General features: G+C 39.7%; 16 protein-coding genes. 15 read left to right on the top strand and 1 reads right to left on the bottom strand.

Features of this window, described 5'->3' with window-relative positions; all coding sequences use genetic code 11:
- Positions 1–218: 218 nt before the first annotated feature.
- From ORD22_RS02535 to ORD22_RS02465, 15 genes are all read left to right on the top strand, one after another.
- Complete coding sequence (locus tag ORD22_RS02535) at positions 219–716, top strand: hypothetical protein (protein ID WP_317644295.1); 498 nt, start codon at positions 219–221, stop codon at positions 714–716.
- A 116-nt stretch (positions 717–832) separates the two neighbouring features.
- The gene (locus ORD22_RS02530) at positions 833–1042 is read left to right on the top strand and encodes a hypothetical protein (RefSeq protein ID WP_317644294.1); all 210 of its coding nucleotides are present in this window, start codon (positions 833–835) and stop codon (positions 1040–1042) included.
- A 363-nt stretch (positions 1043–1405) separates the two neighbouring features.
- Positions 1406–1879: an RNA polymerase sigma factor gene (locus tag ORD22_RS02525; protein WP_411567609.1), complete on the top strand. Its 474-nt coding sequence runs from the start codon at positions 1406–1408 to the stop codon at positions 1877–1879.
- Positions 1869–2636 carry a hypothetical protein gene (locus ORD22_RS02520; protein ID WP_317644293.1) on the top strand — a complete coding sequence of 256 codons (768 nt, stop codon included), beginning with the start codon at positions 1869–1871 and terminating at the stop codon, positions 2634–2636. Before ORD22_RS02525 ends, ORD22_RS02520 begins: the two co-directional genes overlap by 11 nt.
- Positions 2637–2732: 96 nt before the next feature.
- Complete coding sequence (locus ORD22_RS02515) at positions 2733–3416, top strand: hypothetical protein (protein WP_317644292.1); 684 nt, start codon at positions 2733–2735, stop codon at positions 3414–3416.
- Positions 3417–4128: 712 nt separating this feature from the next.
- Positions 4129–4692: a YpjP family protein gene (locus ORD22_RS02510; RefSeq protein WP_317644415.1), complete on the top strand. Its 564-nt coding sequence runs from the start codon at positions 4129–4131 to the stop codon at positions 4690–4692.
- A 97-nt stretch (positions 4693–4789) separates the two neighbouring features.
- Positions 4790–5473 carry a response regulator transcription factor gene (locus ORD22_RS02505; RefSeq protein WP_317644291.1) on the top strand — a complete coding sequence of 228 codons (684 nt, stop codon included), beginning with the start codon at positions 4790–4792 and terminating at the stop codon, positions 5471–5473.
- A 94-nt stretch (positions 5474–5567) separates the two neighbouring features.
- Positions 5568–6485 carry an ATP-binding cassette domain-containing protein gene (locus ORD22_RS02500; RefSeq protein ID WP_317644290.1) on the top strand — a complete coding sequence of 306 codons (918 nt, stop codon included), beginning with the start codon at positions 5568–5570 and terminating at the stop codon, positions 6483–6485.
- Complete coding sequence (locus tag ORD22_RS02495) at positions 6478–7227, top strand: ABC transporter permease (RefSeq protein WP_317644289.1); 750 nt, start codon at positions 6478–6480, stop codon at positions 7225–7227. The genes ORD22_RS02500 and ORD22_RS02495 overlap by 8 nt, the downstream gene beginning before the upstream one ends.
- A 16-nt stretch (positions 7228–7243) precedes the next feature.
- Positions 7244–8152: a sensor histidine kinase gene (locus ORD22_RS02490; protein ID WP_317644288.1), complete on the top strand. Its 909-nt coding sequence runs from the start codon at positions 7244–7246 to the stop codon at positions 8150–8152.
- A 334-nt stretch (positions 8153–8486) separates the two neighbouring features.
- Positions 8487–8621, top strand: coding sequence for a hypothetical protein (locus ORD22_RS02485; RefSeq protein ID WP_317644287.1), 135 nt, complete (start codon positions 8487–8489; stop codon positions 8619–8621).
- A gap of 169 nt (positions 8622–8790) precedes the next feature.
- Positions 8791–9195, top strand: coding sequence for a hypothetical protein (locus ORD22_RS02480; protein ID WP_317644286.1), 405 nt, complete (start codon positions 8791–8793; stop codon positions 9193–9195).
- 179 nt (positions 9196–9374) lie between these two features.
- Positions 9375–11486: an SEC-C domain-containing protein gene (locus ORD22_RS02475; protein WP_317644285.1), complete on the top strand. Its 2112-nt coding sequence runs from the start codon at positions 9375–9377 to the stop codon at positions 11484–11486.
- A 73-nt stretch (positions 11487–11559) separates the two neighbouring features.
- Positions 11560–12540 carry a thymidylate synthase gene (locus tag ORD22_RS02470; RefSeq protein WP_317644284.1) on the top strand — a complete coding sequence of 327 codons (981 nt, stop codon included), beginning with the start codon at positions 11560–11562 and terminating at the stop codon, positions 12538–12540.
- A gap of 13 nt (positions 12541–12553) precedes the next feature.
- A complete protein-coding gene (locus ORD22_RS02465; RefSeq protein ID WP_317644283.1) occupies positions 12554–13048 on the top strand; it encodes a dihydrofolate reductase in 495 nt (164 codons plus the stop codon).
- On the opposite strand, the gene trhA is transcribed toward ORD22_RS02465, so the two are convergent.
- Positions 13045–13680: a PAQR family membrane homeostasis protein TrhA gene (gene trhA / locus ORD22_RS02460; RefSeq protein ID WP_317644282.1), complete on the bottom strand. Its 636-nt coding sequence runs from the start codon at positions 13678–13680 to the stop codon at positions 13045–13047. The two genes, ORD22_RS02465 and trhA, sit on opposite strands and share 4 nt — an antisense overlap.
- Positions 13681–13752 lie beyond the last annotated feature (72 nt).

The raw sequence follows: 13752 nt of genomic DNA, 5'->3' as shown, positions 1-13752 counted from the left end.
AATACGATGGTTGTGCATCAATTTCCATTTCATACCTTTTGGATAATTAAAGACAGTCAATATACCTTTCTGAACTAGAAATGCTATAGTTGTTGTAAATAATCGGCTAGTTTGTCATGTAATCTTTATGCTGTAAACGGGCCATTTAGTGCAATAAAGAGATGATGGTTTATGGTAATATCAAGGAAATAATTGATTCTTTGATTGGGGGAATCTTCGTGTCAAATGAGATTATTGAAAAAGTGAAAAAAGGACTCGAGGGAATCGAAATCGGCTATTTCGATACAGGTCAAAGTTTTGAAAAAGAAGCATATTACAATTATTTTGGTGTTTCAGATAAGGAAACACGTCGCTATGCGATTGCTGTATTTACAGTGTATTTAGGAAATTGGTATAGCCTCTGTAGTTTTCCATTTTTAGATAGAGAATCTTATTTGGAAGAATTTATTAAGGCATTTATAGAGCATCACCAGCAAATTGAAAGTGATTTCCCTAGTATGTATGAATATATCATTTCATTTTTAATTCGGATTGAAGAGGAAAATAGTGAGAAATATGCTTACTCAACTTTTAAAATTGATAAGGAACTACACGAGCGTTTGAAAAGAGAAGTGTTAATTCCTAAACGAGAATACTTAAATAAACATACATCAATAAAATACTTTTTAAGGGAAATTAGAGTTAATCCTTTTTTTGAATCTGATTACTTCGAATAATAGCAACGACAGGGTAATCTTACAAAAAACAAACCTTTAGCTAACGGGGCGATTGTCGCACAAATTTTATGCTATTAACGGGCCATTATGCAGATCAAGAAAGGGGATTACTTGTTATGTTATCTAATAAAGAACATCCGTGGCGTTGGGCTATCGGAGGTTGGGGAGCGTTTATTGTGGGAGCTATTTTGTTCCTAATATTTGATTTTACTATTTTAAATATATATTGGGTACTTGGTTTATTAACAGCAGCTATAATTCTAACAATTGGAAACGCCGTTTATGTTATTTATATAAAGCGAAAATCCAAGGAAGATAAAAAGTGAAATCTTAGTTTTTAGTTAAAAATATATGGATTTGTTTGGAGTAATTCAAGATAGTACTTTTCGCAATCGGGGGCTATAAACGAATAAGATCAGTGCTGGAATTGGGCAAGGTAAGGGTGATATTGTGGATAGAATTAAGGTTGGTCGCTATTTAATTGAGGTAGATGTTAACCAAACAAAGAGTTTTTATAGTGTAATCGTCCTTAATTCGGACGATTATTTTTTTGAAAAAATATTCTTTTTGAAAAAGTTTAAGCCAAATTAAGCTTTCGTTTGTCTAATACATATAAGAAACAATAGAAAGGGTGAATTCACATTATAAGATTCGTAAAAAAAGCTCAAAAAGGAAATGACAAAGCCTTTTTGAAGCTTTTCCAGCAATATGAAGAAGATATTTATCGAATGGCATATGTCTATGTAAAAAACGAAGACGATGCTTTAGATATCGTTCAGGAAGTAGCCTATCAATCATTTAAAAACATAAATACATTGAAATCACCAGCGTATTTCAAAACATGGCTAATGAAAATCACGATGAACTGCGCAACGAATGTCATAAGAAAAAATCAAAAAGTGATTCATCTAAAACCACAATATGAGGAATTTATAGGAATGGAGAATGAAGACATTTCACTATCTATCTCTTTAAGAACGCTGATAGAAGAATTAGATGAGGATGAAAAGAGTATTGTTTTACTAAAGTTTTATCAAGAGTATACATTTAAAGAAATATCCGAAATACTAGAAATACCACTTGGAACGGCAAAATCCATTCTTTATCGTGCACTAAATAAACTTCGTAAACAATGTCAGGAGGTTGATATTTGTGGACAATAAAATTAAAAAAGAGTTACAAAAAATAGAAATACCACAAGCGTTACATGATAGGACTAAACTAGGTGTGAATAAAGCTAAAACTGAACAGCAAAAAAGAAGATTTGAAAATGCTACTCAATTAAATGATAAAAAGTGGATTTCAGTAGCAAGTGTCTTTGGAATACTAGTAGCAATTATGATCAGCGCTTCATTTTTTACAACTGACGGAAAGTTGCAAGGTGCAAATTTTGCGATCACAGCTTATGCATTGAGTGATGATGGACAAGAGTTTCATACAACTATTACATCAGAAAAAGCCACTATTGAATTAGCAACTGAAGATAGAATAGGTCTTTTAAGTATAAGTGGTAGTGGAGCTAATTTAATGTTTACAGATGTTAGACTCAATATAACTGGAGAACAGATCGACGCAATCACTTATACGTTAAGCGAAGGCATGTTTATTGAGGATGTAACATTTACATCTAAAGAGTATGTAGACAAAGAATGGTTAAGATCAGAAAAGATAAATTTCATTACGAGTGAGCCTGGTTCGGGTGTATATCAGGGCATAAAGGAAGTAGGGAATACGTACACAGTTAACTATACTGAACAGGAAAAACATAACTATACGCTTGCAATTCCCCATGACGGCAATGAAGTAATAGGTGATGACGTGATCATTAAAGTACATGTAAACTATACAGATGGAAGTTCTGAACAACAACATATCGTGGTAACTCAAGAATCAAATGCTATTTCATTAAAGCTTAAATAACATAATCAGGATGATGGTACGACAAGTTCTTAGTAGAAAAAAGCTACATGGTTTAGGAGATGAAGGTATAATAAAATGTTAAGAGGTGTTTAAAAATTGGCTAATGAAAAATTATTTAAAGCTATTTATATTCCAGAGACACCATTTGTCAATGGAGTATTAAAGCTTAGCAAGGCAAAGAAACATAACTTTGAATTACTCGATAGTGAAAAAATGGTAGATAATCTTTATCATTTTATTTATAAAAGAGATGAAAAACAAATTCACTGTTATTATTTCGAGGATTTAGAAGATGAGTTGGAAAGATATTTGTTTGTGGAAAACAATGATTTATATGATGACTTCGTTTCGCAGTTTTGGGGTGGAGGACAAAGGTATTGGGAATGTGGCATGGATGTTTATTTAGATGTAGATAGTCCTGGAGAGGTAATCGAATATGTAAACCATGTATATAACGATAGGTTTTATGATGAAGATGAACCTATGCCCACGTGCCATATTTTTGGGCAACAAATGTGGCATGGCAACGCTTATCTTATTGCCAATAGGACAGCTTTATTGGAACTGAAAGAGGCAATTGATGTTGCCTTGAAGCATGATGAAACAAGATTAGGTTTAATGCCTTCTGATGGCGAGGGATATGATTTATTCATCAAATGCGTTGACGATGATTTTGAATGGGAAGAGTTAGAAATGCCGTATCATGATAGAGAATGTTATATGCCTGATGAATCAGTAGGTCTTCCGCCAAATAAAACTTTTGAAAAATATAAACTGTAAAGAAAGGGTAGGAATGTTTAAGATCATAAGACTAATCCCTCGTTCAGTACGAATGGTTAGGCTCTTATCTTTAAAGTCCTTAACATGTTATATTTTCACCTAGTAGCAAGACATTTGATAAGCTTTTAGATAGTAAACGTCAAACAGCGCCCCCTAAAAGATAGGTGGGCGCTGTTTGACGTTTACTTTTTCGATTGCGACTAGCTGCAGACACCAGACTCTCGGGACGTTTCAGACTAGCAGTAAAGGCAAAGTGCGCCTTTATTGCTAGCCCTCCAGTGCCTGTCGAGTCTAAGCGGCGTCTTCCGCTTTTGGTTTCATCCAGCTGCAGACGCCAGACTCTCGGGACACTTCGGTCTTGCCGATAAGGTGCAAAGAACGCACCTTTTCGGCAAGCCCTCCAGTGCCTGTCGAGTCTAAGCGGCGTCTTTCGCTTTTGGTGTTAGCCGTTCGTGACACATAATGAGGCCAAGTATAAAGTTAGAACGAGCATAAAGATTCCTAGTAGGAAGTTAACATCCATTGTTGCGACCCCCTTTTATGTAGCGTGTTGATTACATTTGTTTAACTTGCAATCAAAGAACATTTTGTGAAAAGCATGATTGAAGTTTGATTATATTGTACAATGAATTATAGAAAGATGAAACCTTTTGTCGTGTTTTTCGTATGAGATAGTAGGATGTATGACGATTTATTGAAGGAAGTGATGAAGATGAAGCAGTGGTTGCAGCGATTGATGATTGCATCGGTGGCTGTGTTGACGCTTGGAGCGATTACGCCGAGTCATGAGATCTGGCATAGTTTTCAAGAGAAGGACGAGTCGAATGAGACGGATGCCAGAAGCGGTGATACGCAGTATTCGCTGACGTTAGATGAACCGACGTATTTGGAAGATCAGCAGTTAGTAGAGCATGCGAGATTGCTTGCGTATGAAAAGTTTGGCACACGCATTGGGCCGAAGATACAAGATGAATTTGATACAGAGATTTTCCCGAGAATTGAAGCGGTGATTCAGACGACTCTACATAATGCTGCAGACCGCCGTCTTGCGATCACGGAACAACCTTCAGGCGATTATGCAGAAAAGATTTTCCACGTCTATGATAAAACGGCTGAGCAAGACTTGATCCGTTTCCATGTGCGTACGGAAAAGCGCCCGATCGATGGCTATTTCTATAATTTCCATTACCATACCGCGGAAGATGGCTTTGTTGCGCATCATACGGTTGGGGATATTTATTGGTCTAAGAATACGCCACCGAAATGGCTTTCATAAAAGAATGGAAACACTCGTTGTGATGGCGAGTGTTTTTTCTTTTGCGCTGGATTGGGTATACTCAATAGAAACACTATACATATAAAGATAGGTGATCATGATGATTGAAGGCAAAAGAATTTTAATTATTGAAGACGATCAAGAAATTAGTAAGTTGCTACGTGTCATGTTAACAACAGCAGGTGCACATACGGTGTTAGCTTATTCGGGAACGGAAGGTTTGCTGCAGCTGCAAAACACTAGTTTCGACTTAATTTTATTAGACTTAATGTTGCCTGGAAAAAGTGGTGAAGAATTGATAGAAGAGATTCGAGAAGAAAGTTTCATTCCGATCATTGTTATTTCAGCTAAAGTGGATATCGAAAATAAAGTGAACGTATTGAAGATGGGCGCGGATGATTATATAACGAAGCCGTTTAATCCACAAGAGGTGTTAGCGAGAGTGGAAGTTCAATTGCGCAAGTCGAATCTTCATCCGCTGCCGACAACGAAGATCGTATGGCGACAGCTGACTATGCATACGGAAAAACTGTCCGTGTCATTAGATCAACAAGAACTGCAGTTGACCAATGCGGAATTCGATATTCTGTCTTTATTGATGCGGCATCCGGAGCGGGCGTTTTCTAAAAAGGAGATCTATGAAAGCATTTGGAAAGGAACGTATTTTGGGGATGACAATACGATAAGTGTTCATATTTCGAATCTCCGCAAGAAGATTGCTGAATGTACTTCGGACGAATATATTCAGACGATTTGGGGGATTGGATTCATGCTTGTGTAAATCCTTATGATTTCTTTATGGTTTGCTTACAGGATGTTAAAGAGATCTGCGCTAACATATAGGTATCAAGAAGTTTAGCAAAGGAGTCGCTACCATGGAGACTATTATTCAAACGTATCAATTAACGAAAACGTTTAAAGACACGACTATTATTCAGCCACTTGATTTTTCATTACGAAAAGGAGAAATTTGTGCCTTGATCGGCCCGAATGGATCAGGGAAATCGACGCTTTTTAAAATGCTGTCAGGACAATTACATCCGACTGCTGGTGACATTCACATGTTTGGAAAAACTGGAAGGGACTTAGCGCAAGCGAGGAGTAGGATGGGCTTCTTAGTCGAAACGCCTGTCTTCTACCCGGACTTTACTGCCACACAAAATCTCGAGTATTTCCGAATTCAGCGCGGTATCGTTGAAAAGAAGCGTGTAGATGAAGTCTTGGAGATTGTGAACCTTGCAAAAGAAAAGAGAAAACGGTTTAAAGACTATTCTATGGGAATGAAACAGCGATTAGGTATTGCCTTGTGCCTGCTAAGTAGTCCCGATTGTTTAGTGCTGGATGAGCCGATCAATGGATTGGATGCAGATGGGATTCGGGAGATACGTAATTTATTCGTGAGACTGAATCAAGAAAAACAGATCACGATATGTATTTCCAGTCATATATTAACTGAGTTACAATTGCTGGCGACACGTTTTGTGTTTATAAAGAACGGTGTCATTGTCGAGGATGTAAGTAAAGATACACTACAAAAGAAAAGCCAGAAACAACTTCAACTAACGGTCGATGATCCAGCCAAAACGGCACGATTATTGGAACAGACCTATGCAGATATCCAATTCAAAGTACTTCCTAATCAAGTAATCACGATCCACAATTATGTCGAGTGCAGCGGAGACATCAATCGTCTATTACTGGAGAATGGTGTATCCGTGAGTGAGTTCCGAATAGAGTCACGCAATCTAGAAGGATATTACTTGGAATTGGTTGGGGGGGATCGTCATGATTAATTATTTGAAAAGTGAGCGATACCGCTTACTGCGTAAAAAATCTCTGCATATAACGAGTCTCGTTTGTTTATTGTTGCTTGTAGCCGTAGCAACTGTGCTGTACTATTCTCAAAAAGTTGATCCGAATTTCCCTTATGGTACGAGTAGATTTTACTATTCGAATATTATCGGTGGCGGTGGCTTTATTATCATTGTAAGTTTTCTCTTTAATTTCAGCCTCACTGGCAAGGATACGGACGTGCTAAAAAATGTAGTTTCATTTGGGATATCGAGGAACACCATCTTTTGGTCCAAACTGATCCTGACGTTACGTTATTTCTTGCTACTTAGTGTCATTGGTATAGCTCTAATGATTGGGTTGGGAGAGACGCTGTTGACTAGTGATGGTCAGTCTGCCAAAGATTTTTTAATAGCACTGGTCAATATGTTACCGATTATACTCAGTGCATTTTTCACCATTCATTCGCTGAAACTGTTGAAGGTCGGTGATGTTTATATCTTTATTGTCATGCTGCTAGTCTTTGTATTTTCGGGCGACTTGCTGCGGATCTTATTCCGACAGGTTACAAGTTTAAATGAAGTATATAAATATACACCAGATGCCTTATTGCACGATAACTTACTACATTTCATGAATCATACCGTAACATTCGGTTACCAATACTGGATTACAGGCGTACTGTTATCTAGTATCGTTTTATTGATCGGGGTCACAAAGTTTGCGAAACAAACGATTGATTGAGAAAGGATGAATGAACGTGAACAGCTGGTTGATCATCATCGTACTGATTTCACTACTATTCGTTCTGGTTGGAATGTCTCTAGTACTTCATTCGGATATTAAACGGATGACGAAACAATTAGAGGAAATCATTGAGAACTTCGGGACAAATGAAGTCGTTCGCACCACTACCCATAATAAGAACCTGGCCCGATTTGCTGCGAAAATCAACCAGCTCATTCATTTATTTAAGCAAGATCAGCAGAGAAATCACACTAGAGAAATGAATTTAAAGCAAGAAATCACCAATATCTCACATGATTTGCGAACCCCTTTAACGTCTATTAAAGGGTTTTCGGAATTGTTATCTAATCCATCGTTAACTGAAGCGGAAAAGGGCGAGTATCTTGCGGTTGTTCAAAAGAAAATCGATAACCTGACCCATGTTGTGGATTTGTTCTATGAACTCTCCCAACTGGAATCTTTGGACAAAAAAATGGTCATGGAGAAGAACTATCTGGATCAACTAGTGGTAGAAGTGATGCTGACGTTTTATGGTGAGTTTGAGAAGAAGCAATTGCAAGTGCAAATCGATGAACTCGCAGTTTCACCTATTCTGGCAGATAAGAAAGCTACAGGTCGGATTGTAGCCAATATTATTCAAAATGCACTAGCCTACAGCAAAAGTTATGTAACGATTGATCTGATAGAGGACGAGGAGGATATCCGATTACAAGTTGCAAATGACGTGGAGACGTTTGATGCTGCGGAAGTTCAACGGATTTTTGATAGGACATTCAGGATGGACGCTAGTCGCACCGGAGAGCAAGTCGGATTAGGCTTACATATCGTTCAGCAGCTTGTCGAAAAACAAGGGGGACATGTAGTCGCTGATGTTGTGGGGGATGAATTTACTCTAGAAGTGTCGTTTAGGAAGTGGGCGTAGGGTCCTTCACGCGAAAGAATTAAGAGCTCTACAACTTACAGTGATGGAGGGGGAAGTTTTGCCTAGGTGACGTGGCGAAAATACACAGCTCGACCTGGCGAATCTGCATAGGCCAATAACCAAAGAGTGTAAGATTACTACAAAGAATAAAGAATGTGTCGAGAGGAATCTCAACGTTATTGAATCTATTTTTTGATACAATTGTAAGTAACAAACGTAAATATTTACACATTCATGAAAGGCGATTACTCAATTTAGAGTAATCGCTTTTTTTTCATACATCTTAATTTAGTTACCAGAAAAAGTTACATCTTCTGCGGTTACACCTTCTACATTGACATCCGAACCCATCTCTACGATTAAAGTCACGATCGCAGCGATTTCTGTTATTACATTTATTAAAGTCACGATCACAGCGATTTCTATTATCGCGATTATTAAAGTCGCGGTCGCTATTATCGCGATCTGATCTAACTTCTCGACATTTACAAACCAACTCTACTTGTTTTTCCCGTCTATTATTTTCAAAACACATAGCTTTTAACCTCCTTTCAACTTTTTATGCCGGCCGGCCTTATACTTATCATATGGAAACGTACGTGAGGCGATTGGACAAACATCTAGTTCTAATAAAAAGAGTGACCCTTTTACAAAATAACCTTGTAAAACGGGGTAATGGCGCGGTTGCAGGATGTAATGGCTCGGTTGTGGGATGTAATGGCTCGGTTACGGGATGCAATGGCGCGGTTGCAGGATGTAATGGCTCGGTTGTGGGATGTAATGGCTCGGTTGTGGGATGTAATGGCTCGGTTGTGGGATGTAATGGCTCGGTTGTGGGATGTAATGGCTCGGTTGCAGGATGCAATGGCTCGGTTGCAGGATGTAATGGCGCGGTTGCGTTTCTTGTGGCGGTGATTGGCGGTTTCGTCGGTGCATCATTCGCGAAAAAGAGAAAAGTGAAATCTTTGCGGTCTATTCATTTAGGCTTGTTATCGATAGCGATCATGATTTCTTCTGTTCATATTTTATTGGCATGGTTTTAGAATGATTTACAATGAAGCAAGCTTAGACTTTATATTTTAGATATATGACATTCCAAACACACTACCGTTATGGCTTTCATACGCAGCCGCTTCGGAGTGTGTTTTTTGCCGAAATCGCCAAACGTCTTTTGGTATACTAGCTATAGAAGAGTCCATTACGAGAGGAGATGAGAGGAACGATGACTACTGGAAGAAATGAACGTTGCCCGTGTGGTAGTGGGAAGAAGTACAAGAAATGTTGTGGAAATACCAAGGTGCTAAACGCTGAAGCATTTCGAGAGAAGTTTATACATCATTATTTTATCGTGTATGACAGTAAACAACCGAGAGAGGCTAGACCTACGATTCATCTCTCCAACCCGATGTTAGAAGATGTAGCCGATGCGTTATGGTATGGTTTGCATCTTCCTAGACATGCTTTTGACTTGATTCAGGCGCCAGATGCGTTGTTTTCAGTAGGTGACGGCATTCAACAGCATACTATATTTTTAATTTCCGATCAGTTGAATGAAGAAAACAGGAATCTAATCGAGCGGTATCCGCCAACTTTATACATAACTGAAAACTCTTGCTATGAGTCTGCGATTCATTTAGACGATGCGATGCCTTCTATGCTAGGGGTCGTGACCATTCAAGAGTTATCGTCCAGATCACTTTCTGCTCATTGGCACGCTATTCAGGAAGAAACGAGGAAGCTAGTAAAAACCTATGGAATCAATAGAGAATTTCTGAAAATCCATCCGATCTTACATCAAGGAAAGGCTCGCTCAGCGCTACCAAATATCTTCCTAGGCACGCAGTATGGTGATATAGATACTTTGCTATCTACACTGAAAGCAAGCGATTATTCACCGAGAATTAGGGCATTTACTCAAAAAGAAACTTTAATGGTCGCGGATATGTATCATCAGCTGGGTGATCAAGTGAATGAGCTGGATACTAAGGATTTACAGGAGATGATACGTAAAAACTACGGAGTTATGCCTTCTTCTCTTATTATAACGGTTCCAGGCGGTCCGAGATCTAGAAAGAGCTATCAAACGAAGTATAATGATTCAACAATTCGTCCTGAAGAAAAAGACTTAATTGAGTTTTTCGGCATACAGCGGGCGATCTCGCTTGGTGGTGTTTGGTTGGAAGGCGATGTGTTGTCTCCTGAAGTATTCCATGCGCTTGCCGAATTAGAACAGCATGTATACGCAAGGAAACCGAATAGTCGATACATAAACAGAATGCAAAGGAAGTTTGGGAAAGAACTGGCGGCATGTTTTGGTGAAGTAGACGTACGTGAATTTATTCGTGCGTCATCCAAGCTAATCGCGTTTACAGACTTCCCAGTAGGCTTGGCGATTCTCCCCGGATATACAGATCCGTTATGCCATATGATTCCTATCACGTACCGTCCGCTGACGCCAATAACGTCTACATTTAGGTATGGACTGCCTCAACGAGATGAATACTACATCGGACGCGGCAGAGGGTGTAAAGTATTGGTTATTGAATGCCTTGCGAAGACAGATAAAATCCGAGCGTTCTCGGATCTAGCTTGGACAGTTGTGAGAGAACAGCATAAGGATACTAAACACATTTCTATCTTTTATGAAGAGGCGGAGTCGATAGAGGATCTGGAAGCGTTCATTGCAAACCGAACGGACATAGATATGTTAGTCATTTCTGCGCACGGAACGTATAGTGAGGAAGGCGTTGCGGGATTGTCTGTAGGAGACAGCGTATGGATCCCAAACCGCGCGTTACGTCTACCGCCAATTGTGATTTTAAGTGCGTGCCATGTGGCGGCGAAAGGCAAAGGGGATTATACGATTAATGATGCATGTTTAGATGCAGGTGCGCTGGCAGTGTTAGGGACACTCATACCAGTAGACGTTAGGGAGAATGCGCTGTTGATTCAAAGGTTTCTTTACTATATATCTGAAGTAATTGACGGTAAGCATATGTGCTATGACGTAACCGATGCGTGGATGCGTGTAATCAATGCGAATATCGTCTCTGAAATTATGACTTCAACAAAGAAGTTAACGAAGTGGAGTGTAACGAAAAACCGTAACAATAAAACACCTTTTGAAGAGTATGCAGAAAAAGTGAAGAAACTACCGCCAGATGTTGGACATTTCCATAGACAAACGATAGATATAGTGTTGGAAATTGCACAACAAGACGGGTTGAAGGATCATGTACAAGCTGTTTTGCAAAGCAAAGGGTATGTATCGGAATCTGCTTTTTATATTTGGAGCGGCTATCCAGAAAAAATTCATTTGCAGGCAAAACGGTAGTTTGAATTCCTAGCGATTGTAAGGATTTTTCAGCTATACTGTATGAAGTGAACTACTTTGGAGGTAAAGTGATATGCGAAATGAATTAGAACAGACCTATCTAGATTTTTTACAACATATTTTAGATCATGGTGTGAAGAAAGAAGATCGAACAGGGACGGGTACGATTAGTGTATTCGGTTATCAAATGCGCTTTGATTTAGCGAAAGGTTTTCCGTTGTTTACGACGAAACGTACACCGTTCCGCTTAATCGCAAGTGAGTTATTATGGTTTATTAAAGGCGATACGAATATTCGTTATTTACTGCAACACAATAACCATATTTGGGATGAGTGGGCATTCAAACGGTGGGTCGAGTCCGACGAGTATACCGGTCCAGATATGACGGACTTTGGTAATCGCTGTTTAGTGGACGAAGCATTTAATGAACTGTATCAGGCAGAGTTGAACGCGTTTTGTGAGCGTGTCTTGGAAGATGATGCATTCGCGGAGAAGTACGGAGATCTTGGGAATGTTTACGGCAAGCAATGGCGTCACTGGACGGACTCCGAAGGCAATGAAATCGATCAGCTGCAAGATGCGATTGATATGATTAAAAACAATCCAGACTCTCGCCGAATCATTGTTAATGCATGGAATCCGGAAGATGTCGTCAATGCCGGTGCAAAAGGCAGTAAAGCTGCATTGCCACCGTGTCACACGATGTTCCAGCTTTATGTAGCGAACGGCAAGCTATCTTGTCAGCTATACCAGCGCAGTGGCGATTCATTTTTAGGTGTGAACTTCAATATTCCTTCCTACGCATTGCTAACTCATTTGATTGCGGCGGAATGTGGCTTAGAAGTAGGAGAGTTCATTCACACGATTGGTGACGCCCATATTTATCTAAATCATATTGATCAAGTAAAAGAGCAATTATCGCGTGAAGTACGTGACTTGCCTACATTACGCATTAATCCAGATAAACAGTCTATTTTCGAAATAGAAATGGAAGATTTGACAATCGAAGGCTATGACCCACACCCGGGTATTAAAGCGCCGATCGCAGTCTAAGGAGGAACTTGAATTGATTTCATTAGTAGTGGCACATGATCTAGACCGAGTGATCGGTGTAAAGAACGAAATGCCGTGGCATATCCCAGCAGAGCTTGCTTATTTCAAAAAGCTCACGATGGGAAAAGCGATCGTGATGGGACGCAAGACGTTTGAATCGATTGGCCGCCCATTACCTGGACGCTTGAATATTATCATTACACGTAACGCGGACTACGAAGCAGAAGGTGTTACGGTAGTGCATGATTTGGACGCTGCGGTGAAACTGGCGGAGACTTACGCTGATGAAGTGATGATTATCGGAGGCGCGCAAATTTTTGAAATGGCACTAGAAATGGCGGATCGATTGTATATTACAGTCATTGATAAACGTTATCCAGGCGATACATTCTTCCCAGCGTATGACACAGGGTGGGAATTGACGAGTGAGTCGGAGAAACAAGTTACAGAGGATCAGACAGCGTATACGTATCAAATTTGGGATAAAAAAGAAACACGTCCTTCTTAAACATATAGAAGGACGCTAAAATACATGGCTACGCTGCCGGCGATGACGAATAGATGCCAAATCGCGTGATTGTACGGTATGCGCCGCCACATGTAAAACACAGAGCCAACAGTATAGAACAATCCACCGGTGATGAGCAGCCATAGCCCGGCAGTTGGAAGTTGTTCGTATAGAGGCTTAATCGCAAAGACGATGAGCCAGCCCATGAAGATATAGAGGGCGAGTGACAATTTTTCAAAGCGATGAATGTAGAACACTTTAAACAGGATGCCGAACAAAGTCAGACCCCAGACGATACCGAATAACGTCCAGCCAAGCGCACCTTGTATCGTGACGAGTAGAAAGGGCGTATACGTTCCGGCAATGAGTACATAAATGGCCGAGTGATCGAGAATCGAGAAAAACGACTTCACTTTCTCGGGCATACTATGTAGTAGCGTGCTCATAAGAAATAGTAAGACCATGGATGCGCCAAAAATAGTGAAACTGACGACGTGGACGCTTGTGCCGCGCTCTACACCGGCTAAAATAAGAAATACTAGTGCAGGAATGCTTAGTAATAGACCGATCGCGTGCGTTATAGCATTCCAACGTTCTTCTGATCGGTTTTTATAGTCAAATGGTTCTTTCAACGGACAACACCTCATTCCTACTATAGCAAAAACTAAACAAAAAATCGCAAATTGCGGTGCACGAAGGAGAGC

The organism is Sporosarcina sp. GW1-11 (assembly GCF_033088395.1).
GTDB lineage: Bacteria > Bacillota > Bacilli > Bacillales_A > Planococcaceae > Sporosarcina.
The sequence above is the reverse complement of the archived record's forward strand: the minus strand, read 5'-3'. Positions and strand labels throughout refer to the sequence as shown.

Bases quoted from the DNA above. Each gene is read 5' to 3' on its own strand.
- ORD22_RS02495 (WP_317644289.1), top strand. From the start codon at position 6,478: ATGATTAATTATTTGAAAAGTGAGCGATACCGCTTACTGCGTAAAAAA.
- ORD22_RS02530 (WP_317644294.1), top strand. From the start codon at position 833: ATGTTATCTAATAAAGAACATCCGTGGCGTTGGGCTATCGGAGGTTGG.
- ORD22_RS02475 (WP_317644285.1), top strand. From the start codon at position 9,375: ATGACTACTGGAAGAAATGAACGTTGCCCGTGTGGTAGTGGGAAGAAG.
- ORD22_RS02510 (WP_317644415.1), top strand. From the start codon at position 4,129: ATGAAGCAGTGGTTGCAGCGATTGATGATTGCATCGGTGGCTGTGTTG.
- ORD22_RS02505 (WP_317644291.1), top strand. From the start codon at position 4,790: ATGATGATTGAAGGCAAAAGAATTTTAATTATTGAAGACGATCAAGAA.
- ORD22_RS02500 (WP_317644290.1), top strand. From the start codon at position 5,568: ATGGAGACTATTATTCAAACGTATCAATTAACGAAAACGTTTAAAGAC.
- ORD22_RS02470 (WP_317644284.1), top strand. From the start codon at position 11,560: ATGCGAAATGAATTAGAACAGACCTATCTAGATTTTTTACAACATATT.